Below are 23009 nucleotides of genomic sequence, written 5' to 3'. Positions count from 1 at the left end.
TTGAAATAAATTCAACACTTAACTGCAATAAAACCGCAATATCAATCACACCAGTTCGTCATATAGATACCTGAGAATCGGGGGGCCTCTACAGGGAATACCCTCATACACTCAATAATAAATCGGTGATGAACGTGATGAATATTAAACGGATTGCTGCAGCCATTTCATGCAGCTTTATGACGGTTGTGGCCCATGCTGCAGTCTTACCCGCAACGCAAACAGACAGTCAGTGGTTTAAGGACAGTGCGGCGAATGTGGTTGCTAAAGCCCAAGTCGAAACGAAAAAAACCGCTAAAAATGTGATTCTATTTGTTGGTGATGGCATGGGTGTGTCGACACTAACTGCGGCGCGTATTCTGCAAGGGCAGGAACAAACTGGCAACCAAGGTGGGGAAGAAAACTTCTTAAGTTTCGAACAGTTCCCCCATTCGGCCTTAGTGAAAACCTATAACACTAACCAGCAAACGCCTGATTCTGCGGGCACTATGACGGCCATGGCGACAGGCGTTAAAACCAAGGCGGGCATTATCTCTATTTCAGATACCAGCTTACGTGGTAACTGCTTGTCTTCTAAAGGTAATGAACTAGTTTCTCTGGTCGACCTTGCTAATGCCAAAGGGTTATCAACGGGCATAGTTACTACGGCACGTTTAACCCACGCCACGCCAGCGGCGGCCTATGCCAAATCCCCAGAGCGCGATTGGGAAGGCGATTCCAACTTACCTGCCGAAGCGGTTGCTAACGGTTGTACCGACATCGCGAGTCAATTGGTGATGCGCGATGAAGCCAATGCGTTAACAGTGGCATTAGGTGGTGGTCGTAGCTATTTCTTACCGAAGGAAGTGACTGACGGCGAGAACAAAGCCGGTAAACGTAAAGATGGCAAAGACTTAACCAAAGCTTGGGTTGATAACTTCAGCAAGTCGGCCTATGTGTGGGACAAAAAAGGTTTCGACGCCATTGATACCGCCAACACAGATCACTTGCTCGGCCTATTCAATCCATCCCATATGGAATACGAAGCGGACCGCGCCGATGATGTAGCTGGTGAGCCATCGCTGACTGAAATGACCACCAAATCCCTCGAAATTTTAAAGAAGAACGACAAAGGCTACTTGCTGATCGTTGAATCTGGCCGTATCGACCATGGTCACCATGCGGGCAATGCGAACCGTGCGCTGACCGATGCGGTTGAGCTATCTAATGCAGTCAAAGCGGCAATGGATGCGACGAGCAGTGACGATACTTTGATCATGGTGACAGCGGATCACAGCCATGTGTTCACTATCGCAGGCTATCCAAAACGCGGTAATCCAATCTTAGGTTTAGTACATAACGTCAATGGCTCGTTAGCGATAGCGAATGACAACAAGCCTTACACCACACTGGCTTATACCAATGGCCCTGGCGCGGTGGAAGGGGTTCGTGACGACTTAACCTCAGTCGATACGCAAGATAAAAACTTCATGCAACAAGCGCTTATCCCAATGGAAAGTGAGACTCACGCCGGTGAAGACATCAGCTTACATGCCCGAGGTCCAGGTTCGAATCTGGTTCAGGGCGTGATTGAGCAGAACGTGATCTTCCACATTATTAACCAAGCACAGCAGCTTGGCGGCACTAAGTACTAATCATCAACGATTAGTTTACTGAGTCCTTACTTTTGGAGTTAAAAATGAATAAGAAATTACTAGTAGTCGCAATGTCAGCCATGCTGGGTTTAGCTGCGTGCGGTAGCGATGGCGATAATGGCACAGCAGGAACGCCTGGCGCCGATGGTTCCAATGGCTCAAATGGTAGCAATGGCAAAGACTGGACAGCAGTGAATCAGTGGTATGTCGATGCACAAGCGCGCGTGACCAAAGCCGAAGGCTTAACTGTAAACAATGATGTTGGCGCCGCGAAAAACGTGATCCTGTTTGTGGGTGACGGTATGGGTGTATCGACCATTACTGCAGCACGTATTTTAGAAGGCCAGCTAAAAGGCAAAACGGGTGAGGAAAACTCGTTATCTTTCGAAACTCTGCCCTATGTGGGCCTTTCTAAAACCTATAACGTCGACGGTCAAACGCCGGATTCTGCAGGCACTATGTCCGCGATGATGACAGGTGTAAAAACCGATGTGGGCGTGATTTCACAGGCCGAAGGCGTAGTACGTGCTAACTGTGCTTCGACTAAAGATCAAAATCTGGTGACATCACTAGAGCTTGCCGCAATGGCGGGAATGGCAACGGGTGTGGTGACGACTGCGCGTTTAACACACGCAACTCCTGCGGCGACTTATGCCCATGTGCCAGAGCGTGATTGGGAAGCCGATTCAAACCTGCCAGCTGAAGCTGTAACTAATGGCTGTAAAGATATCGCCGCGCAAATGCTCGACTTTAACTACGGCAACGGTCTTAACGTGATGATGGGTGGTGGTCGCCGTAGCTTTATTCCTAAGACGACAATCGATTTAGAAGGTAAAGCCGGTAAACGCAGCGATGGTCGTGACCTCACTGCTGAGTGGATGACCAAATACACTAACGCCGCTTACGTGCAAGACAGAGACGGTTTCCTAGGTGTGGATGTGGCAAGTACTGATCATTTGCTCGGCCTATTCAACTCATCACACATGGAATACGACTATGACCGCACCGAGTCGGGCGTGAAGGGTGAACCTTCATTGGCGGAAATGACGGCTAAGTCGATTGATATTCTGAAGAAAAACTCAAAAGGCTTCGTGCTGATCGTTGAAGCTGGTCGTATCGACCATGCTCACCATGCAGGCAATGCGGCGCGTGCCCTGTATGACACAATGGCATTGTCTGAAGCGGTACGTGTGGCCATGGAAAAAACCTCGGCAAACGATACCTTGTTAATGGTCACAGCGGATCACAGCCATGTGTTCACCATTGCAGGTTATCCAACCCGTGGTAACCCTATCCTTGGTCTAGTGAAGTCGAATGACGCCAACGGCGTTGCTGAAGTGACTAACTCTACCGATGCTAACGGTTTGCCATATACCACAGTCGGTTACGCTAACGGCATGGGTTATGCGTCATTGGCAACGGGTGGCGATGAGCGTTACAGCTTCCCAGTGGACGCGGGTCGTAAGGACTTGAACTTTGTTGATACCCAAAGCGCAGGATTCCACCAAGAAGCGCTAGTGCCATTAAGCGATGAGACCCATGCAGGGGAAGACGTGGCGATTTTCGCCCGCGGCCCAAGTTCAGATCTTATCCAAGGCACGGTTGAGCAGAACCACATTTTCCACGTGATGAACCGCGCGGCAAATCTAGTGGCTAAAGCCGAAGCCGCCGCCGCTAAGTAAGAAATAGTGAAGTAAGAATAGCTAAGTAAATGCAGTGCTGATGGATGGCATATGTCATCCATCGGCTTTTAGCCTAACGATTTAACATACCGAAGCGTTTACAAAGCTTAAGTGTTTATCCTGTTCAGCAAGTGAGAAGTCTAATGAAAAACCGTCTATTGGCTCTAATGTTATCCAGCTTAGTTTTGCCCAGTGTGGCTATGGCAGCGCAGGCCACACCAACCAAGGCACAGATGCCAGAGGCTAAGGTGCTAGAGACTCAGTGTCCAACGCTACAAGCCGAGCATTTAAAGGCTCAATATCAAGTGACCAATGGCAAAGGTCAGCAATGGCAAATGACCCTGATCCGTAATGGACAAGACTTTATCATTCAGCGTGATGGATCAACATTTGAACAATGGTCGAGCAATGGCGAGTACGTGCGCTATTTCCCCGTTGAAAAACGTTCTGTGACTTACCGTAAAGGTGATTTACGCGCACTCAACATTCAGCACGATCGTGATCAACTGTACCATGTGGTATCGCCAGCATTGCCGACCCATATGACCAAAACACAAGCGAAGCAAGAGGCGTGTTTTGCGACTCAAGGCTTTGAAGGTAAAGTGAACGGCTTAGAGAGTGAGCTTGTTTGGATTGATACTATCGGCCTGCCAGCTGAGTTTATCTTAGGCCAATCGCAACCGAATCTAACCTACAAGCTGGTGGACGTAGAGCCATTTGATAGCGATGCTTTTGTGGTATTAACGCAAGATTATCAAGATATTGATTTTGCCGATGTGGGCGACAGTGAGTCCGATCCTTTTATCGCTAAGATGATCAACCAAGGTTTTATCGAACACGGCAGCAGTGGTTTTTATAACAGCGAAGGCCAAGCGATTGAAGCCCAAGGCGGACACGGTAACCATTCACATTAAGTGCTGAACCTAGAGCCTACTATCAATAAGCGCCCATAACGTTGGGCGTTTTTGTTTTTCTTCGGCGCTAATTAAGCTGGCAAGCTTAAACGCCATCAAACGATATGACTGCAATAATTTACTATTCCCGCGCTGACAATGAAGGCTAGAATGAACCTCAGTGGATTTGAGTTCCCCCAGTTTTAATGCTGATGTTATAGGTAATAGCCACGAGCGATGAGTACAGCAACACCCATTGAAAACATTAACTATTGGCGCCATCCCAGCTTATCAGGCATAGAACTGAGTCAGGCGGAATTCACTCATTTCAGCTTTGATAAACACGTGCATCTGGATTACCACTTAGGTGTGGTCACCCAAGGTGCGCAGCAGTTCGTAAATAAGGGCAGCAGTTATCAACTCGGTCCGCACAGTCTATCGACCTTAAACCCTGACGAAACCCACGATGGCCAGAGCCGCGATGCCGACGGTTATCGGGTGAAAGTCATGTCTATCCCCGTGGAATACATGAATGAAGTCAGTCAAGAACTGGGTTTGAAGGAGCACTTTTTCAGCGCGCCTATGGTGGATGACCCAACGCTTTACCAATATTTTATTCGGCTACATGAGCTATTAATCCAAGGCCAATGCAGTGCGCTCGCGGGTGAGTCCCATTTACTGAACTTTATCCATCTGTTGCTAGCGCGTTACCCTAGTGGCGTTTCATCTGGTATATCTAAGCCGAGCGAGCAGCAGGGGTTATCTAAGTTACAGGTAAGCTTAGTGAAACAGCGAATACACGATGAGCCTTGGCACAATACTCAGCTTGAAGCCTTAGCCAATGAAGTGAGCTTAAGTAAGTTTCAGTTTTTACGGCAATTTAAACAGGCAACAGGGATGACTCCCCATGCTTATCTCAAGCGAGTGCGTTTAGAATTGGCGAAAAAATCCTTAAGCCATGGCGCTCTAGTGGCGGATGTGGCGCAGCAATTCGGATTTTTCGACCAGAGCCATTTAAATAAAGCCTTTAAGCAGGCATTCCTATTATCGCCGGTGCAATTTCAGCGACGCATGCTGTAGTTTTTCCCGTCTTTTGACGATTGCAGAGTTGAATATTGCGGCTTTTAACGCTGTTGATTTGAAGACTGTTACTTCAACAGCGTCATTTAGAACATCATTGATTAGAGAACTGTTGCCTCGAAAGTCACTGAATCAAAAACACTGATTCGAATAAAACAAAATAGTGCAATTTATTACAATTCAGCCCAGCGACAAATTGCCATACTGGCTGCCTCTGTTATCGTTAATAACCTTTTTGCGGAGCCGCATATCTATGGATTTATCTTTATTACTCACCTTGGCCGTGATCCATACGGTTGCCTTAATCAGTCCTGGACCCGACTTCGCCATCATGGTCAAGATTGCCACTCAGCAGCCCAGAAGCACAGCGATTGCTGCGGCCGTGGGGATTTCAGTGGCCATTTTAGCCCACACGATTTTAAGCCTGACGGGAGTGAGTCTGCTGATTAAGAGTTCGCACACTCTGTATCTATTAGTGCAAATTGTGGGTGCTTCCTACTTAGCTTGGATGGGGTTTGGTGCCCTGCGCGCAGGCATTGCGATACTGGCTAAACGTAAAGCGAGTGCCAGAATCCATGCTGGAACACAGATAGAAACCATCGGATCTGCCGAGGTTGAAGGTACTGCGCCTGTTGCGGCTGGCTTAGCTGGCGCTATGTCGTGCAGGCAAGGTTTTTTGACTGGTCTTTATACCAATCTCTTGAATCCAAAAGCATTGGTATTTTTCTTAACCCTGTTTTCAGCCTTAATTACGCCGAGCGTAACCACCAGCACTAAAATCGCCGCTGCTATTTTACTGTTGTTACTCTCTGTTGCATGGTTTGGCTTTGTCGCTGTGATGTTGTCCAAGGCGCAGGTGCAACTTAAATTGCAGCGACTGACGCCGATTATCGATGCGGCAATTGGCGTTATCTTTATGTCGGTGGCGCTGGCGATTTACGCTAACCTGTTGCTGACGGCTTAGTCAGGCGTTGCGCCAATCAGCTTAGGTTTTAGTCCTGTGCTCCTATGTTATTCTTAGCCTTTGGTCTTCACCGAGACGTTTGGGATGTAAGGGATAAAGATGTCACACTCCTTATCAGTAAATATAATCAAATCAGCTGGTTTAGGTGGAATTAAGCTGATCAACATTGCATTTTATGCCGCGTTGATATTCGATACTATGGGTTTAAGCATCAATGCAAACGCCGCCGATGAGGCTTTGCCAAAGGAATATATTCCGCTGGTGCAAGGGCTTATCGATGCGGCCAAAGCGAATGATCTAGAAGCCATTGCTAAGCGAGTGGCTTACCCACTTAAACGCGAATATCCGATCCCAGCTATTCAAAATACCCAGGAAATGGTTACACGTTTCAACCAAGTATTCGATCCACAACTGCTTGAGCTGATTGCCAATTCTAAGGTTGAAGCCGATTGGCAGACTATGGGTTGGCGCGGCATTATGCTCGGCAGCGGTGTGGTATGGCTGGATTTTGGTGGCAAGATTATTGCCATTAATGCTCAAACATCCACAGAGGCAGCATTGAAGGCTGAGCTTATTGCCAAGCAAAAAACGGCATTACATGCGAGCGTGAGTGAGTTCGTTAGCCCAGAATTAACTTGGGAAACCGCCAAGTTTACCATCCGTGTCGATAATATGGGCAACAGCCAATACCGTTATGCCGCTTGGGCAAAGGGTAAACCATTGAGCGAAAAGCCAGATCTAGTGCTGAATAAGGGCAAACTCGTATTCGATGGTAGCGGCGGTAATCATTCATACCAATTTCGTAGCGGCCCATACCAGTATCATTGTTATGTCACCGTCTTAGGCACCAGCGATAGCCCACCAGGCGAGCTTGTGGTGTATAAGAATGACCAAGAAATACTAAAACAAACCGTCATTAAAGCAGACTAGTCTCGTTTCTATATCCCTATGAGCGAGATTTAAAGCCGCGACCCTAGGTTGAGGGTCGCTGCTGCAATAATCCTAACGACTTCCTTTAGCTGTTTGTTTAGGTAAACGGTTATCGCTCCAAAGTAAGGCTGATGAGTTATGAGGTATTAATTGTCATTGCTTACCCAGTGACACGCCGCCTATTTCTTTTAAAAGAAGCATCCCAGATCGACTAAAACATGTTTTAGAAGGTCACTGGTGCAACAATGCCAAGCCGAACCAATCCTTTCGCTGTTCATGTAGCTAAAAAGCTAATGCCCCAAGGTGTGTTTCGCAGTTCAAATGGGAAATAGGCCAAGTAAAGCTTTGCCTATAGAAAAGTTGATGTGAAAGGGTCTCGCTCGACCTAGAAGTTATGCCTGTCCCATCTTTTTATCTTTTTTGCTGGCGCGATAACGTAGCAACAGTGGCCTAAGCTAGTGAGGAGACGATAGATCCAATAGCCACAAGGGCCTGCTTCGTAGACAAAGTGCAGTGTTGCATCTGGATACTTGGATTGAAATTGTTTTGCTAGTTTAGTGATGGAGGCTTTTGCACTAGAAACGCGGCCGTAATGTACCGCTTGTGCCCCATAATCATCTTCGATGTAGGCGACCTCGACGAATGCTTTATGAGTATCTAAGCCAATGAAAAGTATGTTATGTTTTATCATGCTGATCTCCAATTTTTAGTTTCTTTGACAAAACTATTATGGCTCTAGCTTTCAGCTAACCCACGATTGATTGGAGATCAGCATCTTTGTGGGGAGTTATGTCTGTGTATCTTGGTATCGGAAGCCATCTATGAAAAAAATAGAAACTCAAATTCAGATTGATGCATCGTTAGAGAGCGTATGGGACATATTTTCGGACTTTAAAAGATACCATGAGTGGAATCCATTTTTAACTGAGATTCAAGGATCGCTTAATGAAGGTGAATTCTTAAAAATTAAAGTTGTACTATCTAATGGCAAAGCTAGATTCGCTGATCCCAAAGTAGAAAAAGTTATTTATGGTAAAGAAGCCTGCTTTCTTGCCGAGAGAGGTGTTCTGTTTACTGGAAAACATTATTTTATTTTTGAAGCCATTTCCCCAGTTGAAACACGAGTTATTCACGGAGAAATATTTTCAGGCGTTTTGCCATTTTTTCTTTGGCATAAAATTGAAAAAGTATTTACTGCTTCGTTTGAAGAAATGAATAAAGCGTTAAAGTTAAGGGCAGAAAAGCACACATAATATGTCACTTAGCTCGGCGTTATACCGAGGATTAATATGCGTAACATTCTCACAATATTGCTTGTTTTAGCTTTTAGTGGCAAAACCATTGCTGCCGATGAAATTACCATCTTCGTTAAGGAGAACAGCTATTTCATTGATAGTTCAAAAGAAAGCCTTTCTGCAGTAGAGCTGGAGGAAAAGCTAAAACACCTCCAATTCTCAAGTGTCACTTTAGATATTGATTATTGCGCGATTGAAACTCTTGCATACGCTTACGTTGCAATTTCCAATGCTAAGCCATCTGTCACAGATATAAAATTGAAAGCAAGCGGCAACCATGAAGAAAGCAAATGTAATGACGTATAACAAGTTGTTTGATTTCGTTTCGACCACAAACCGCATGGCCTCCACTGGACTGCCTACGCTGCGATGCGGCAACCCATTAACAAAGCGATGCATCCCTAATATTCAAGATAAGGAAATTTTAAGTGGTAACCTGTTATTTGAGATATGTGATCGATCCGTACAAGCTGGTAGAGTTCGAGAAATACGCAAAAATGTGGATTCCGCTCGTAAACAAGTTTGGTGGCCAGCACAATGGCTATTTTCTTCCTTCAGAAGGTGCTAACAATATAGCCTTGGCCTTATTTACGTTTCCAAGCTTTGCAGAATATGAGAGATATCGTCAAGATTCATTCAAAGATGACGATTGTATTGCTGCCTTCAAATATGCAGAAGACACAAAGTGTATTCTCAGCTATGAGCGTAGCTTTTTTAAGCCAATTTTCGAGTAGCAAGCAAATGCATAACAAGGTGCAGCAACCGAGTTTCGGCAACTATCACCTTTTTTGCTTGTGTAAAAATGACGCCTGTTACCCCGGCGGCCGTGTATGACGTTATGTGAAAAAGGATAAAAAATGAACTCAATTAAACTTACCGGAAGTTGCCTTTGTGGATCTGTTAAATATTCAGTCACGACAGAAATAAAGAAATTTTATTTTTGCCATTGTGAACAATGCAGAAAAATTACTGGCTCATCATTTGCTTCAAATATTTTAGCTAAACCATCAACAGTTACTTGGGTATCAGGTTTAGAAAAAATTAAACGGTTCGATTACCCAGGCGAAAAATCATATACAAAAGTATTCTGTTCAGAGTGTGGTTCAGGCTTACCATTTTTAAATGAAAGTGGTAATACTTTGTTCATCCCGGCTGGTTCTCTGGATGGCGATTATGATCTAAAACCAGATCATAATATTTATTGGGCTGATAAAGCGTCATGGTATGAAGCAGGTATTTCAGCCGAAAAATGCCCTGAATTTCCGGCATAGTTATGCTAAGTACATAACAATCGCATTCACTGGAAAAAATAAAGCTACACCGCTTCGCTATGTACCATTATTTCCCCAGTGATGCATGGCGTTAACCCATAGAAATTATAATTCGAAAGTTACAATTCAGAGTATTTGCACTAACTCGAAAATGTCCCAATGTGAGTTATCACGGTAGGTGGTAATGGCTATTCATGCAATATGGTTAAGTGGTTTGAATTTGTGAAATAAAAAGAGCATTAAGGTAATCCTTAATGCTCTTTTTTATGGATAAATTCCTGTTCAAACTGACTTGCGGTGATGGGTTTACCATAGAGGTAGCCTTGGCCTAAGTCACATTCTTCATTACGGATAAAGGCATCTTGTTCTAGGGTCTCAACCCCTTCGGCTATTACCTCTAAGTTCAGTTTTTTCCTATGGCAATAATTGCTTTAGTTAGCTCCCTATCTTGTTCGTTTTCTTCGAGTTTATTGATAAAGCAGCGATCGATTTTTAAGGTATTGAAAGAGTATTTTTGGAGATAACTTAAGGAGGAATAGCCAGTACCAAAGTCATCTAGGGAGATGCGGATGCCGAGTGCTTGCAATTTTTGGATGGCATTGTGGGCTAAGTGTTCGTCCTGCATTAGCATGCCTTCGGTGATTTCAAGTTCTAGGGCAGTGGGTGGCATTTGATAAAGTGCTAACAGATCGGCGATATGCTCGACAAAGCGGGGATTGCGCATCTGAATTGGAGAGATGTTAATGGCAATTTTAAAGTCGTGCTGGAGGGCTCTGCACCATTTTGCGGCTTGGGAGAGCGCCGTGTGTAATACAAAGTTACCAATATCAGTAATCTGACCATTACGTTCTGCCAAGGCAATAAATCTGTCGGGGGCAACATTGCCAAGGATGGGATTATGCCAGCGTAGCAAGGCTTCGGCACCAATCACAGTATTGGTTTTTAAATTTATAAATGGTTGATAATTTAGGCTTAATTCATTTTTGTTCAGGGCGTCGACTAAGTGTGATTCGAGTTGATAACGCTGGCGCAATGCAGCTTGAACATCCTGATTGAAAAAATTATAGGCAGAACCTTCTGCTTTGCTGATCGTCATAGCTGCGCCCGCTTTTTGTAATAAAACCGCGGCATCTATTCCATCGCAGGGGGCCTGTGCTATCCCTATGCTTGAGGGGATAGTGATCACAAAATCTGCGACACCGAAAGGGGTGTTACAGCAGTTCATGATCTGATTGATGAGTCTATTGACCTCGGTATGTGAGGAAGTATGGGACTGAACTATCACAAATTCGGCGCCTGCGATGCGGGCAACAAAGGTATTTTCATCGGCATAATGTTGTAAACGCTGGCTGAGAATGGTGAGAATTTTATCGCCTATCAGGTAACCGTAACTGTCGTTGATTGATTTGAAATTGCGTAATCCCACATAGAGGACAGAAATATTTCCCTTGGGATGAGTTTCTTCAAGCATATGTGCAAGGTTATTAATCAAGGTGATACGGTTTGGTAGGCCCGTCAGCGGATCGTAACTTTTATGGTATTCCAATGAGCTTTCGGTTGAAGTGCGGGTTTCGATTTCGCGGATAAGTTTAACGCTAAGTTCCGCCAGTTCATGGGTGCGTTGTTGGACTACTTGTTCGAGCTGTTGATTATGGATTTGTAGTTTAGCCTGTTGAAAGAGTGTGACTAAGTTAGCTTCAATCCCGTTCTGAAAACGACTGAGCAAACTACGGAACTGTTTACTGTAGTGATGCTCCTTGTTGTCTAACATGCAGATAGTGCCAAAGGCCGTATTATCTGGCCAGCGCAATGGTAGGCCACAATAGGCGATCATGCCGAGTTTGATATCAGGGTTTTTATCCCAATTTTTATCTTTAAGTGCATTAGGAATATGCAGTTCTCTGCATTCTTCCATCACTGTTTCGCAGTAGAGCCCATGGCCTAGATTGTCTTTATCATGTTGTTTATAGGGGTTGCCTAGGCTATGACTCGAGGCAAAGACTTCTATGTCAGATTGATGTACCCGCATGATGAGTGCTGCTGGGGTATCGACTATTTCAGAGAGTAAATCTAAGGTTTGTTGCCAGTGCCCGAGCATTTCTGCTGGCACTATGATTCCGTCGGTATCGATAGCAAGGTCGGCGAATATTCGCTTTTTTTGAGATTGCTGAAGGGCGATATTATAAGGCATAGAGGCTCAATCCTAGAGGCACAATGTTATTTATAAACTATAGCCTTTTTGTCAGTGATTCGAATTTTTTACTGCTATTAAGTTGAATGGGATGTCAGGCTGACATTGTGAAATTCCTTAAGCTTTCGATAAGAATCCACTATTACCCTAGTACTAGATATTCTGATAATTGGGTTTTGTAGTGGTTAACATGTTGAAAGATAGTAATAAAGTGGGTTTTATCCGCTTTGCCAAGAGTCATTTATTGTCCCCACTTCTGGTTTTTTCGGTGATCATTTTTGGACTTGAATGGACTCATGCCGATATGAAAATGGCAAGCATGTTATTTCAGTGGCAGGGAGGTGTCGATTCCTGGCCATTAAGAGGCCATTGGATAACTGAAAATCTTCTGCATGTCGCGGGACGTGATTTAGTGATCTTGCTGGCCCTAGTTGTGGTGATGGGGATTGTTTTTAGTTTCCGTCGCGATGCGATTCGCCCCTATCGTAAGGGATTGATCTATTTATTCTGTAGTGTGTTTGCCAGCGTATTATTGGTACGTATCGGCAAGAATCTAACCCATATGAGCTGTCCATGGGATGTGGTTGAGTTTGGTGGCCGGCTCATGCATTCCTCTCTCTTTGCCCGTTTACCTGAAGGGGCTGAGTTTGGGCAATGCTTTCCCGGTGGGCATTCGAGTGGCGGTTTTGCTTGGGTTGCAACTTATTATGTATTGAAACAATATCACCCCCGTTATGCCAAAGTGGGGTTAGTGTTCGGGCTCCTACTGGGTGTGGTTTTTGGCATTGCACAGGAGCTACGCGGCGCACATTTCTTAAGCCATGATTTATGGAGTCTCGCGGTTGCTTGGACCAGTGCAAGCCTATTGTATTACGGCTTTTTCCTCCGAGTCCCTAAGGTGGAGAGCGTTAACGTCGCCCATAGCGTTAGTATGATTAATGCTAAATAATGGAACCTAATTATACTTGCTGCGCAGCAAAGTATGCCCTTGTGAGATTGATTAATTTGGCAGTGGCTGTTCCAGTGTTTTAAGGCTCAAAATCTAAAATCGAAGCGAATATCTCCTTGGCGTAAGCGCAGTCTTTCATCCAACAGGTGATTTTTTTCGTTGAGCAGCACATTTTTTTGTTTTAAGAGTGCGGCTTTGTCGGTGAGATTATCCAATTTATTATCGATACTGCCGAGTTCAGTGTCGATGGCATATAAGCGTTCGGCGATTTCGGCTAAACGTTTATTGACTAAATATCGTTCATATCCTTGGTTATAACGTTCTACAAATTGATTATTGCTACAGATCCCATTGTAATGCTCCCCCGCTAATCCTACACGATAACCATTTTCGGGTAGACAATAGTTAATGAGCCCCTGCTGATATCCCTGCTGCCACTGTACCGAGTCCACTTTGAGGTTAAATTCGTGGCAATCCTTTTGGTATTGATTGAGTTGGGTCGCCGTCGCACCACGATTGCCGTCCGCGAGTCCGAGGCTATACCAATCACTGTTACGACATTCTTCGAGTGAGAGACTCGTGCACTGGGTTAAAGATAGGACGGATAGTGCCAGTGTAAGCTGTAAATAACGCATTCAATGCTCTCAAGGGATAAAAGGGGGATCAGAATAATGGTTCGGGGAGGTGAAGCCAAGCGATGAAAGCTGAATCGAGATCAATGCTAATCATCAAGGTTATTACAACGGGTGACAGGCGGCTATGACTGTAAACCCCATTGTCCTGTTTGTGTTGGTTTTGTTAGTCTAACGACTGCGTCTGTGGTGGCGTTGGAGAATGGGATAGTCGTGTGATTAGTTTAGTTAACCATAGGCAAACATGCGGAAATTTAAGGTTAATTTTCAGCATGTTTGTTAACTTCAAACCAAGATAAATCTGTTATTGTGTTTCTGTTCTATGTGCTTTAGTTTTTACTTAAATTTAATCAATCATTTTTTCCTATTTCCGCTAGGAGTCCGCTTTTTTATGAAGATTTGTCCGCAGTATTCCATCTCAAGCCTAAGTAAGGTATAAGGGCGCTATGAAAACTCCGAAACGAATCCAACCTCTGGTTGATGAAGGACTGGTCGATGAGGTCATCAGCCAGTTAATGAGCGGTAAAGAGGCAACTGTGTACGTGGTACGCAGCGGCGAGGATATTCGCTGCGCCAAGGTTTATAAAGAAGCGGACAAACGCAGTTTTAAGCAGGCGGTGCTTTATCAAGAAGGCCGCAAAGTCCGTAATAGTCGCCGTGCCCGTGCGATGGAAAAAGGCTCTAAATTTGGCCGCGATCAAATGGAAGAAGCCTGGCAAAGCGCCGAGGTCGATGCACTATATCGGCTAGCCCATGCTGGCGTTCGAGTGCCAACACCCTATGGCTGTTTCGATGGTGTCCTCCTAATGGAGTTAGTCACCGATGCCGAAGGCAATGTGGCACCACGCTTAAATGATGTGACCCTGTCTGCCGAAAAAGCGGTTCGCGATCACACTTTGGTGATGACCTATGTCAAGCGTATGCTCTGCGCAGGTTTAGTGCACGGTGATCTGTCCGAGTTTAATGTCTTAGTCGATAGTGACGGTCCGGTGATCATCGACTTACCCCAGGCGGTAGATGCGGCGGCGAATAATCATGCTAAATGGATGTTAGCTAGAGATATCAATAATATGACTCAGTATTATGGCCAGTACGCCCCCGAGTTATTAAGGACGCAGTATGCCAAGGAGATGTGGGCCTTGTTTGAGGCGGGTGAATTAAAGCCTGATACCCTACTCACGGGTGAATTCACAGAGGTGCTTGTCGAAGCGGATGTCGGTTCAGTGTTAGAAGAGATCCAGGCGGCGTATGAAGAAGCGCAGGAGCGGAAGATGCGCATCCAAGAGGCGAATGAAGATTATTAGTTGCTATCTTCCCTCGGATTTTGCTGAAACGGGTTGTTTCCTATTAACACAAATCACAGCCTTCCTTGGCGCGCCACACTCACTATAGCGCTAGATCTTCATTGATCCCGTGAATAAAAGGACAAGACCCAAGAGGGTAATATGCTAGTGACTTGGGGGAGCACAATTCACATATTTGATCTTGGGGGAGATAACTCCCTCTAAAGCCTTGCCAAAACCTTTGCTTTCTCTCTTTATATTGACGCTTAAATGACTGCTACAACCTTCTGTGGGGTTAGTCATTAAAGTGACAGAGTCGGATAGTAAACAGCACACTTATTGTTGTTATTTGCACAATTTATATCTTAGGTCGTTGGGGAGCGATAATAGATACCCATCCGACTCTGTCTAAACTGGTTAACTTTCTCTCTTTATTAACTTTTTCACTTAACAATGTGGATGACAAGGCCGGACGAAAAAGGGCGCTGTTATTATTGTTGTTAGCACATCTTTTACATCGTTAGCGTTATCAGCAGGGCGATATGCAATCTTGTCCGGCCTTGTCTATTAGGGCACCGATACGAATGTAAACATTAGCTTATGGTGCGTAATTCATTGTTAAGCTGCTTAATTTTTTCTGCAGTTGGGCTATCTCACCCATGAGAGCACATTCTCTTTGCCGTGGTTGTTGGTCACTTTCTCTTACCCACTGGTATACGGCTTTAGCCGAAATACCGTATTGACGAGCCACATCCGAAAGTAAACGACCTTTCACTTTCACTTCGGAAATGACATTGTGCTTGAGGCTATTGTCGATGATTCCCATGTGCTATCCCTCTTCACTGCGTTCTAACAATATTCAATTTAATGGAGTTGATTTTCCCTTAGTTGCTAACGATGCTGCTCTAAATCCCACTGGCTATATCCAACGTGGCGTAAATAAATCCACTCATGGCGACACAGTTCAATCAATTTCATCATGCCTTTCATCTTTCCTCCTCAACACCTATGACCTGAGGTATTTTCTGTGATTAACACATCTAGACGAGACTCTAGCCAACTGTAATAGGGTTATCGCTTCTTCCTACTCACTAAGTAGTATGTAAAATTCGTGCCAATATTCTAATTTTTATTTTTAATAAAAATCAATTATTTGTAAGTTTGTTTTAAACTGCTTAAATTTTTATGTTTGTCAAAAACGGTGCAAAGTGCACTATTTCAGGGCTTTGCATAGGGGATTGGGTAGTGCGATTTATTGATGGGTTTATCAGTTGTTCCTGTATTTTTGCTGACTAAATTACCGATTGGTGGCATTGGGCTGAGATTAATGATTGTCTCTAGGGAGAATACTTATATACTGCGTTTTTGAATGTTCAGTGGCTGTTTGTCTATGCCATTAGTCGTGAATTTTTTGCCTTCTTTGAGGACATTCACCGTTATCAACTATGTTATGAGGTCATTAGTGATGAAGCGTTTTCAAGCCAGTTCATTTGCACCATCTAAGCTCACTATCGCGGCGATCATCAGTGGGTTATTGGTATCCGGTTGTACAACAGTGAATCCCTATACCAATGAACAACAAACCGCAAAAGCGACGACTGGCGCCTTAATTGGTGCCGTTGCCGGAGCGGCCGTGGGTGTCGCCTCTTCTAGCAAGAGCGACCGCGGCAAAGGCGCCTTAATTGGTGCGGCATCTGGTGCGGCTGTCGGTGGTGGTATTGGTTATTATATGGATGTACAAGAAACGAAATTGCGTCAACAACTTGCATCAACAGGCGTAAGCGTCACCCGTAATGGTGACAATATTATTCTCAACATGCCTAACGAAGTGACCTTTGGTGTGGATCAAACCGAGCTAAGTGATGGCGCTAAGCGCGTGCTGAATTCTGTCGCCGTGGTGGCAAAGGAATACAGTAAAACTCAACTTAACGTATTAGGTTATACCGACAGCAGTGGCTCGGATTCTTACAACTTACGTCTATCGCAGGTACGTGCCAGTGAAGTAGGCAACTACCTGATGAGCAAAGGCGTAGCCTCTGCCCGTGTGAAGTCAAAAGGCATGGGGGAAGCGAGTCCTATCGCATCGAATGCGAACGCCGAAGGCCGTGCACAAAACCGCCGTGTGGAAATCGTGTTAACCCCAACGGGACAGTAATCGTACTTTCAAAATAAGAGTCGCCTACGGGCGACTTTTTGCTTTCTTGCTAGGGACAATTTGTCCCTTACTGTTAAAGAGTTAAGTGATCTTGGCCACAATCATCTCGATTTGAGTTTATTCCACCACCGTTGTACTTGATCCCGCCCGATGTTTTCTCGTTTTGTATGCAATAGATTGAATAAGGATGACTATTCAGTAAGTATTCAGCACCAAAGGAGACAAAGGCATGGAAAAACAGGGCTTAGTGTTGGCATTAAGTTTAGGAGCTACATTAATGGCGGGTATGGTACAAGGTGCGCCAATAGAACTTAGGGCAGCAGGCAGTTTAAAGGCGGCAATGAACGATATTATTGCCGCTTATCAGGCAAAATCCACAACCGATGTGGCTACGCAGTATGCGCCTTCTGGTTTATTGCTTAAGCGGATCCAAGAAGGTGAGCGAGTCGATATTTTTGCCTCGGCGAATATGAAACATCCGCAGGCATTAGTCGATGCGGGATCCGGTGAAAAGGTGCAGATGTTCGCTCGTAATCAACTCTGCGCCATTGCCCAAGCGGATGTGCCACTGACCAGCGCTAACCTATTAGAAACCTTGCTAGCGCCTCAAACCAAAATCGGCACCTCGACGCCCAAAGCCGATCCGGCGGGTGACTATGCTTGGGCCGTCTTTGCTAAGGCCGAGGCCCTAAAAGCCAATGCTAAAACCACATTAGAGACCAAAGCATTGCAACTGACAGGCGGGCCTGAGAGTGCTAAGCCTCCGAAGGATCGTAATCCCTATGCATGGGTGATGGAAAACAAGCAGGCAGACGTGTTTTTAACCTATTGCACTAATGCTGTGCTGGCACAAAAAGAAGTGCCGAGGCTTAAGATTGTAGATTTACCCCCTGAACTGGCCGTTGGCGCCGACTATGGATTGTTGGTGTTAAAGGATGCCAATCGTGCGGCGGCACCGTTAGCCGAGTTTATTTTATCCCCTGAGGGGCAAGCGATTTTAACGGCTTATGGTTTTCAGCCGCCGAAAAAATAATGGCTAATGGACTCATTAAAAATGGCGCTATTAAGCGCCATTTTTGTTGCTTTACTCTAAGACTGAGAGTTAGTGCATTAAATACAACGTTGCTAATCCGAGGAAGGCAAATAGCCCTATCACATCGGTCACTGTGGTGAGCACCATGCCGCCAGCGAGTGCGGGATCGATTTTTAAGCGTTTTAATATCAATGGAATACTCGCGCCTGCAAGCCCTGCAATGGTCATATTGATCAGCATGGCGCCACCAATCAGGCTGGCGAGGGCTAAATCATCTTTCCAGATGAGTACCGCGATAAAGACTAAAATCGACCACATTAAGCCGTTCAAAAAACCAATGGCAAGCTCTTTGCCAATCAGCCAACGGGCGTTACTTTGGCCTATATGCCCTAAGGCAATCCCGCGGATCACTAGGGCTAAGGTTTGATTGCCTGCCACTCCGCCCATACTTGGCACTATGGTCATTAAAATCGCAATGGTGGCAAATTGCTCTATTGTCCCCTCAAACATATTACTGACCGACGCGGCGAGCAGGGCGGCGAACAGATTGATCGTCAACCAGAGTGAGCGGCGAAAGGTACTTTTAAGCACAGGGGCGAAGGTGTCCTCGTCGTCGTCCATCCCCGCCATCCCCATCATAGAGTGCTCGGCATCTTCACGGATCACATCGACCACATCGTCAATGGTGATACGACCCAGTAATTTGCCATCGCTATCCACCACGGGGGCTGAAACCCAATCATGGCGTTCGAATAACTGCGCCACTTCGCTGTCGGACATGCCGACAGGAATGCTCTCGATATCCGTGTCGATAATGCTGCTGATATGGGTATTGGGATCGCAGGTGAGCAAATCGGCAAGTCTAACACCGCCGAGCACTTTGTCCTGTTTATCGACAACATATAGGGTATCTGTGGTATCGGGCAGATTACCCCGCTGGCGTAGATAGCGCAGTACCACATCGATATTGACATCGGGCCTGAGCGTCACTGTGTCTGTGTTCATTAGGCTGCCAGCCGTTTTATCCGGGTAGGATAATGCTTGCTCAACCCGCAGGCGATTTTGCAGGCTCATGGATTGCAAAACTTGCTTATACACAGTGTCGGGTAAACTGCGCAGAATATAGGCGAGATCGTCGGTGTCCATACTGGCGGTCGCCTTAGCGACTCGTTCGGGGCTCATGGCGCGGATCAACGGATCTTTAAGTTCTTCACTCAACTCATCGAGAATATCACCTAACTGCTCTTGGTCAATCAGTTGCCACAGCACTTGCCTCGCCTTTGGAGGAGAAGATTCGAGGATTAGGGCGATATCGGAAGAGGCCATGTTCTGCAGCATTTGCCGCACATGGACAAACATACCGCTACTAAGGGCTTGACTCAGTTGGTCGAAGCGTTGCCCAACTTGATGGCTGTCTGAAGCGTCTACGGGCATTTAACCTCCATAGCATTGTGAACCTGTGGCCTATTAAGCTTTGTATCTTTTACCGATGTTGAGTATACATCTGGCAAAAGAACAAAAGTGTCATATTGTAATTGAGCGGGACGGACAAGGTCGAGTGGCAAGTGAATATGGTGAGACTTGATTTTAACCAAGTGAAATCAAAGGTAAAATACGGCTAATAAACCCTAAAAACTCAGATTAGCAAGCTTCGTCAAACTTAGCGTCAATTAACGCACAAATGGCATCGAGCGCGGACGCGGCATCGGGGCCTTCGGCAATCAGTTTAATGGTTTTGCCCATGCCAGTTTCGAGCATCAATAAACCAAGTACACTGGCGGCTGAGGCCTGTTTATCACCTTGGATTAACGTGATAGTCGCATCGAACTCCGATGCCAGCACCACGAGCTTTGTGGCGGCGCGGGCGTGTAAACCGAGTTTATTGCAAATGGTGACTTGGCGCTCAAGCTTTGGCATGACTCAATTCTCGATGGCGGGCATTTACTTTATGTTTGCCATTGCTAAAACGTTTGGCGAGTTGCTCGGCAACATAGACGGATCTGTGTTGCCCACCCGTACAACCTATGGCAATCGTTAGATAGCTGCGGTTATTGCGTTCTAAATGGGGCAACCAAGTCTCGAGCAGGTTTTCGATTTGCCAGATGAACTTATTGACCAGTGGCTGGCGATTTAAAAACTCCGCCACGGGTTCGTCTAAGCCAGTGAGTGGGCGTAGTTCGGGCTCCCAATGGGGGTTGGGCAGAAAGCGCACATCGAACATAAAGTCGGCTTCGGTGGGCATGCCGTGTTTAAAACCAAAGGACTCGAAGTTGATCACTAATTCTTTATCGATACTGCCGAGCAAAATTTGCCTGACCTGATCGCTTAACTCATAGATATTTAAGTTTGATGTATCTATGTAGTGGTCCATTTGCTGCGATAGGGGCTCGAGCAGTTTGCCTTCGAGCTTAATGGCTTCTTGCAATGAGACACGGCTCTTAGATAAAGGATGTAAACGGCGGGTTTCGCTATAGCGTTTAAGCAGTATTTTATCACTAGAATTGAGGAAAAAGCTGGTCAGCTCCGTGCCCTCGGGGAGATTCGCCAGTTGCCTCACTAACACTTTATCTTGCTCAGGCAGGTTACGTACGTCGACACTGATGGCGACGAGATCGTTACTGCCCTTGAGCTGTTCAAGCAGGCTGCCAATCAAAGGCAAGGGAAGATTGTCGACACAGTAGTAGCCGAGATCTTCAAGCACTCTCAGTGCGACAGATTTGCCTGAGCCCGAGCGCCCTGACACTATGACCAATTTCATCCAGTGATTACCTGATAGAGTTCCGTTTCATCATGCGTCTTGCGCAATTGCTTTAATATTTGCTTGTCGCTGAGCTTTTCGGCCATGCAAGACAAGGTACTTAAGTGTTGCTGACATTGGTCCGCTGGTACGAGCAATGCAAATAAAATATCGACAGGTTGCTTATCGATAGCATCAAAGGCTATCGGCTCCTCACATTTTACGAGTATCGCAATGGGTTGTGTTATATCGGTTAATCGACCATGTGGAATGGCGATACCGTTACCTATACCTGTGCTCCCCATCTTTTCGCGCGCCACAAGGCTTTCGAATATCTCTTGAGATGAGAGGGTTGGGTACTGGGCAGCGGCTAAGTCACTGATGAGTTCCAGTACCTTTTTCTTACTGCCCGGAGTGGCGCAGGTAGTGCACTCCGGCCGCAGTATGGTACAAAGTTCCATTATTAGTGTTTTGTTAACTTCTCTTTGTGTTTAATAACCTGACGATCAAGTTTGTCTATCAGGACGTCTATGGCAGCATACATGTCTGCATGCTCTGAAGTTGCAAAAACTTCACCACCGGTGAGGTTAATTCTCGCTTCGGCAATTTGTTGCATTTTCTCAACATTGAGCACAACGTGCACATTATTGATCTGTTCGAAATGACGTTCAAGTTTTGAAAACTTTTCCTCTACATATGCCCGTAACGATTCGGTAATCTCGATATGGTGTCCACTTAGGTTTATTTGCATAGAAACGTCCTCCGATATCCACTGTAGGCTATAAACTTTTACGCTGGTTAGAAGGAGGAATAAGCATAGCTTCTCGATACTTCGCAATGGTTCTGCGGGCTACGTTAATCCCCTGTTCTGCCAGAAGTTGCGCCATCTTGCTGTCGCTTAATGGTTTTTTCTGGTTTTCTGCGGCAACCAGTTTCTTGATGAAGGCTCTGATTGCCGTGGATGAGCACTCGCCGCCATCGTCGGTGCCGACGTGGCTTGAGAAGAAGTATTTTAGTTCAAAAAGTCCCTTAGGGGTATGCATGTATTTTTGTGTGGTCACCCGAGAGATGGTGGACTCATGCATTTCAACGGCTTCGGCTATATCATTGAGTACCATAGGCTTCATCGCTTCTTCGCCATATTCGAAGAAACCTTGTTGGTATTGCACTATGCAGTTGGCTACCTTGAGCAGGGTCTCGTTCCGGCTTTCAAGGCTTTTAATAAACCACTTGGCTTCCTGCAGATGCCCGCGAATAAACTGGCTATCGGCTTGGCTCTTAGTGCTGCGAGCCATTGAGGCATATTGTTGATTAACATTGATTTTTGGCATGCAGTCAGGATTTAACTCCACCACCCAGCGGCCATTTTTCTTCGAGACCGACACATCGGGGATCACATATTCTTCATCGACGGGAGTGATGAGTAAACCGGGGCGAGGATTCAGGGTTTGGATCAGGGCAATGCCTTCCCTTAATTCATCTTCTTTGAGTTTGGTCTTACGCATTAACAGTCTAAAATCGCGGGCGGCGATCAGATCTAAATGATCTCTGATCAGCATGCGGGCGTTTTCGAGGTGCGGTGTATCCGGTGAGAAATGGGATAACTGGATAAGCAGGCATTCACTTAAATCCCTCGCGGCCACGCCAACGGGATCGAAGTGTTGAATGCGCTTGAGCACGGCCTCGACTTCATCCAGTTCGATTTCTGGATCTCCCATGGCTTCGAGAATATCTTCTGTGCTTTGGGTGAGATAACCCTGATCGTCGATGGCATCAATAATGGCGGTGGCGATCGCTAAATCGGTTTCAGAAAAGGGCGTGAGGTTCTTTTGCCATTCTAGATGTTCGTATAGGCCTTCGCTGGTTTCACCTTGGAAGGGCATATCGTCTTCACGGCTGCCACCCGGACCCGAGTTCGGTGAGGCGGTAAAGACTTCATCCCAAGTCGTATCCATGGGGAGTTCATCCGGCATGGACTCTTTAGTCAAAGATTCTGCGGTGTCGACCGTGGAACTATCCTGTTCGGGCGGCAGAGTACTGGACTCACTGAAATCGGTATCGGCTATGGTCTGGTTGCGTTCGCTAGGTGCGTCAAATTGCTCCTCTTCCAGCTCGAGAAGAGGATTAGAGTCTAAGGCTTGCTGGATCTCTTGCTGCAGTTCCAATGACGACAGTTGCAATAGACGAATAGCCTGTTGCAATTGTGGCGTCATAGTTAACTGTTGACCCAGTTTGAGCTGGAGTGACGCTTTCATGTTACCGCTGATCCCTAGGTTATTA

General features: G+C 45.8%; 22 protein-coding genes and 2 pseudogenes. 14 read left to right on the top strand and 10 right to left on the bottom strand.

Going from position 1 to position 23009, the window contains the following annotated elements; genetic code table 11:
• Positions 1-137: 137 nt before the first annotated feature.
• The 6 genes from SOHN41_RS14925 (at position 138) to SOHN41_RS14900 (ending at position 7183) form a co-directional block, all read left to right on the top strand.
• The gene (locus tag SOHN41_RS14925; RefSeq protein ID WP_007650535.1) at positions 138-1634 is read left to right on the top strand and encodes an alkaline phosphatase; all 1497 of its coding nucleotides are present in this window, start codon (positions 138-140) and stop codon (positions 1632-1634) included.
• 44 nt (positions 1635-1678) lie between these two features.
• Positions 1679-3316 carry an alkaline phosphatase gene (locus tag SOHN41_RS14920; RefSeq protein ID WP_007650533.1) on the top strand — a complete coding sequence of 546 codons (1638 nt, stop codon included), beginning with the start codon at positions 1679-1681 and terminating at the stop codon, positions 3314-3316.
• A gap of 143 nt (positions 3317-3459) precedes the next feature.
• Positions 3460-4230, top strand: a complete 771-nt coding sequence (locus tag SOHN41_RS14915; protein ID WP_007650531.1) for a hypothetical protein — start codon at positions 3460-3462, stop codon at positions 4228-4230.
• A gap of 216 nt (positions 4231-4446) precedes the next feature.
• A complete protein-coding gene (locus tag SOHN41_RS14910) occupies positions 4447-5289 on the top strand; it encodes an AraC family transcriptional regulator (RefSeq protein ID WP_007650530.1) in 843 nt (280 codons plus the stop codon).
• Positions 5290-5542: 253 nt separating this feature from the next.
• Positions 5543-6253, top strand: coding sequence for a LysE family transporter (locus SOHN41_RS14905; protein ID WP_007650528.1), 711 nt, complete (start codon positions 5543-5545; stop codon positions 6251-6253).
• A 99-nt stretch (positions 6254-6352) separates the two neighbouring features.
• Positions 6353-7183 carry a hypothetical protein gene (locus tag SOHN41_RS14900; protein ID WP_007650527.1) on the top strand — a complete coding sequence of 277 codons (831 nt, stop codon included), beginning with the start codon at positions 6353-6355 and terminating at the stop codon, positions 7181-7183.
• A 421-nt stretch (positions 7184-7604) separates the two neighbouring features.
• On the opposite strand, the pseudogene SOHN41_RS14895 reads toward SOHN41_RS14900, so the two are convergent.
• Positions 7605-7874, bottom strand: a pseudogene (locus SOHN41_RS14895) (IS110 family transposase); the annotation flags it as partial.
• Positions 7875-8004: 130 nt separating this feature from the next.
• On the opposite strand from SOHN41_RS14895, the gene SOHN41_RS14890 reads away from it, so the two are divergent.
• From SOHN41_RS14890 to SOHN41_RS14875, 4 genes are all read left to right on the top strand, one after another.
• On the top strand, positions 8005-8436 hold the full coding sequence (locus tag SOHN41_RS14890; protein ID WP_007650526.1) for an SRPBCC domain-containing protein: 432 nt from the start codon (positions 8005-8007) through the stop codon (positions 8434-8436).
• Between the two features lie 36 nt (positions 8437-8472).
• On the top strand, positions 8473-8784 hold the full coding sequence (locus tag SOHN41_RS14885; protein WP_007650525.1) for a hypothetical protein: 312 nt from the start codon (positions 8473-8475) through the stop codon (positions 8782-8784).
• 122 nt (positions 8785-8906) lie between these two features.
• Positions 8907-9212: an NIPSNAP family protein gene (locus tag SOHN41_RS14880; protein WP_037459304.1), complete on the top strand. Its 306-nt coding sequence runs from the start codon at positions 8907-8909 to the stop codon at positions 9210-9212.
• Positions 9213-9335: 123 nt separating this feature from the next.
• A complete protein-coding gene (locus tag SOHN41_RS14875) occupies positions 9336-9749 on the top strand; it encodes a GFA family protein (protein ID WP_007650523.1) in 414 nt (137 codons plus the stop codon).
• Positions 9750-10000: 251 nt separating this feature from the next.
• On the opposite strand, the pseudogene SOHN41_RS14870 reads toward SOHN41_RS14875, so the two are convergent.
• Positions 10001-11940 (bottom strand): annotated as a pseudogene (locus tag SOHN41_RS14870) (EAL domain-containing protein).
• Between the two features lie 211 nt (positions 11941-12151).
• Here SOHN41_RS14870 and SOHN41_RS14865 point away from each other — a divergent pair.
• On the top strand, positions 12152-12889 hold the full coding sequence (locus tag SOHN41_RS14865) for a phosphatase PAP2 family protein (RefSeq protein WP_037459348.1): 738 nt from the start codon (positions 12152-12154) through the stop codon (positions 12887-12889).
• Positions 12890-12975: 86 nt separating this feature from the next.
• Here SOHN41_RS14865 and SOHN41_RS14860 read toward each other — a convergent pair whose 3' ends face one another.
• Entirely contained in the window at positions 12976-13524 is a 549-nt protein-coding gene (locus tag SOHN41_RS14860) for a DUF2799 domain-containing protein (RefSeq protein ID WP_007650518.1), read from the bottom strand.
• Between the two features lie 443 nt (positions 13525-13967).
• Between SOHN41_RS14860 and SOHN41_RS14855 the strand changes: the two genes are divergently transcribed.
• Positions 13968-14825, top strand: a complete 858-nt coding sequence (locus SOHN41_RS14855) for a PA4780 family RIO1-like protein kinase (protein ID WP_007650516.1) — start codon at positions 13968-13970, stop codon at positions 14823-14825.
• A gap of 577 nt (positions 14826-15402) precedes the next feature.
• On the opposite strand, the gene SOHN41_RS14850 is transcribed toward SOHN41_RS14855, so the two are convergent.
• Positions 15403-15630, bottom strand: a complete 228-nt coding sequence (locus tag SOHN41_RS14850; RefSeq protein ID WP_007650514.1) for a transposase — start codon at positions 15628-15630, stop codon at positions 15403-15405.
• Positions 15631-16269: 639 nt separating this feature from the next.
• Here SOHN41_RS14850 and SOHN41_RS14845 point away from each other — a divergent pair.
• A complete protein-coding gene (locus SOHN41_RS14845) occupies positions 16270-16959 on the top strand; it encodes an OmpA family protein (RefSeq protein WP_007650512.1) in 690 nt (229 codons plus the stop codon).
• A gap of 229 nt (positions 16960-17188) precedes the next feature.
• Entirely contained in the window at positions 17189-17992 is an 804-nt protein-coding gene (locus SOHN41_RS14840; RefSeq protein WP_007650510.1) for a molybdate ABC transporter substrate-binding protein, read from the top strand.
• 69 nt (positions 17993-18061) lie between these two features.
• Here the strand turns inward: SOHN41_RS14840 and mgtE are convergent, their stop codons facing one another.
• From mgtE to SOHN41_RS14810, 6 genes are all read right to left on the bottom strand, one after another.
• Positions 18062-19426, bottom strand: a complete 1365-nt coding sequence (gene mgtE, locus SOHN41_RS14835) for a magnesium transporter (RefSeq protein WP_007650508.1) — start codon at positions 19424-19426, stop codon at positions 18062-18064.
• Positions 19427-19633: 207 nt separating this feature from the next.
• Positions 19634-19909 carry an HPr family phosphocarrier protein gene (locus SOHN41_RS14830; RefSeq protein ID WP_007650507.1) on the bottom strand — a complete coding sequence of 92 codons (276 nt, stop codon included), beginning with the start codon at positions 19907-19909 and terminating at the stop codon, positions 19634-19636.
• Positions 19896-20750: an RNase adapter RapZ gene (gene rapZ / locus SOHN41_RS14825; RefSeq protein WP_007650505.1), complete on the bottom strand. Its 855-nt coding sequence runs from the start codon at positions 20748-20750 to the stop codon at positions 19896-19898. The genes SOHN41_RS14830 and rapZ overlap by 14 nt, the downstream gene beginning before the upstream one ends.
• Positions 20747-21190 carry a PTS IIA-like nitrogen regulatory protein PtsN gene (gene ptsN / locus SOHN41_RS14820; protein WP_011790711.1) on the bottom strand — a complete coding sequence of 148 codons (444 nt, stop codon included), beginning with the start codon at positions 21188-21190 and terminating at the stop codon, positions 20747-20749. The genes rapZ and ptsN overlap by 4 nt, the downstream gene beginning before the upstream one ends.
• 2 nt (positions 21191-21192) lie before the next feature.
• Positions 21193-21480: a ribosome hibernation promoting factor gene (gene hpf / locus SOHN41_RS14815; RefSeq protein ID WP_007650503.1), complete on the bottom strand. Its 288-nt coding sequence runs from the start codon at positions 21478-21480 to the stop codon at positions 21193-21195.
• A gap of 28 nt (positions 21481-21508) precedes the next feature.
• Positions 21509-22984, bottom strand: coding sequence for an RNA polymerase factor sigma-54 (locus tag SOHN41_RS14810; RefSeq protein ID WP_007650502.1), 1476 nt, complete (start codon positions 22982-22984; stop codon positions 21509-21511).
• Positions 22985-23009 lie beyond the last annotated feature (25 nt).

Source organism: Shewanella sp. HN-41 (genome assembly GCF_000217915.1).
GTDB lineage: Bacteria > Pseudomonadota > Gammaproteobacteria > Enterobacterales > Shewanellaceae > Shewanella.
This window is presented reverse-complemented; position numbering and strand designations above follow the sequence as displayed.

What these genes read in the sequence shown, in the direction of transcription:
- SOHN41_RS14840 (WP_007650510.1), top strand. Translation starts at nt 17,189, where the DNA reads ATGGAAAAACAGGGCTTAGTGTTGGCATTAAGTTTAGGAGCTACATTA.
- SOHN41_RS14875 (WP_007650523.1), top strand. Translation starts at nt 9,336, where the DNA reads ATGAACTCAATTAAACTTACCGGAAGTTGCCTTTGTGGATCTGTTAAA.
- SOHN41_RS14850 (WP_007650514.1), bottom strand. Translation starts at nt 15,630, where the DNA reads ATGGGAATCATCGACAATAGCCTCAAGCACAATGTCATTTCCGAAGTG.
- SOHN41_RS14860 (WP_007650518.1), bottom strand. Translation starts at nt 13,524, where the DNA reads ATGCGTTATTTACAGCTTACACTGGCACTATCCGTCCTATCTTTAACC.
- SOHN41_RS14910 (WP_007650530.1), top strand. Translation starts at nt 4,447, where the DNA reads ATGAGTACAGCAACACCCATTGAAAACATTAACTATTGGCGCCATCCC.
- SOHN41_RS14900 (WP_007650527.1), top strand. Translation starts at nt 6,353, where the DNA reads ATGTCACACTCCTTATCAGTAAATATAATCAAATCAGCTGGTTTAGGT.
- SOHN41_RS14845 (WP_007650512.1), top strand. Translation starts at nt 16,270, where the DNA reads ATGAAGCGTTTTCAAGCCAGTTCATTTGCACCATCTAAGCTCACTATC.
- SOHN41_RS14810 (WP_007650502.1), bottom strand. Translation starts at nt 22,984, where the DNA reads ATGAAAGCGTCACTCCAGCTCAAACTGGGTCAACAGTTAACTATGACG.
- SOHN41_RS14885 (WP_007650525.1), top strand. Translation starts at nt 8,473, where the DNA reads ATGCGTAACATTCTCACAATATTGCTTGTTTTAGCTTTTAGTGGCAAA.
- ptsN (WP_011790711.1), bottom strand. Translation starts at nt 21,190, where the DNA reads ATGGAACTTTGTACCATACTGCGGCCGGAGTGCACTACCTGCGCCACT.
- SOHN41_RS14925 (WP_007650535.1), top strand. Translation starts at nt 138, where the DNA reads ATGAATATTAAACGGATTGCTGCAGCCATTTCATGCAGCTTTATGACG.
- hpf (WP_007650503.1), bottom strand. Translation starts at nt 21,480, where the DNA reads ATGCAAATAAACCTAAGTGGACACCATATCGAGATTACCGAATCGTTA.
- SOHN41_RS14915 (WP_007650531.1), top strand. Translation starts at nt 3,460, where the DNA reads ATGAAAAACCGTCTATTGGCTCTAATGTTATCCAGCTTAGTTTTGCCC.
- SOHN41_RS14830 (WP_007650507.1), bottom strand. Translation starts at nt 19,909, where the DNA reads ATGCCAAAGCTTGAGCGCCAAGTCACCATTTGCAATAAACTCGGTTTA.
- SOHN41_RS14890 (WP_007650526.1), top strand. Translation starts at nt 8,005, where the DNA reads ATGAAAAAAATAGAAACTCAAATTCAGATTGATGCATCGTTAGAGAGC.
- rapZ (WP_007650505.1), bottom strand. Translation starts at nt 20,750, where the DNA reads ATGAAATTGGTCATAGTGTCAGGGCGCTCGGGCTCAGGCAAATCTGTC.
- SOHN41_RS14920 (WP_007650533.1), top strand. Translation starts at nt 1,679, where the DNA reads ATGAATAAGAAATTACTAGTAGTCGCAATGTCAGCCATGCTGGGTTTA.
- SOHN41_RS14855 (WP_007650516.1), top strand. Translation starts at nt 13,968, where the DNA reads ATGAAAACTCCGAAACGAATCCAACCTCTGGTTGATGAAGGACTGGTC.
- SOHN41_RS14905 (WP_007650528.1), top strand. Translation starts at nt 5,543, where the DNA reads ATGGATTTATCTTTATTACTCACCTTGGCCGTGATCCATACGGTTGCC.
- mgtE (WP_007650508.1), bottom strand. Translation starts at nt 19,426, where the DNA reads ATGCCCGTAGACGCTTCAGACAGCCATCAAGTTGGGCAACGCTTCGAC.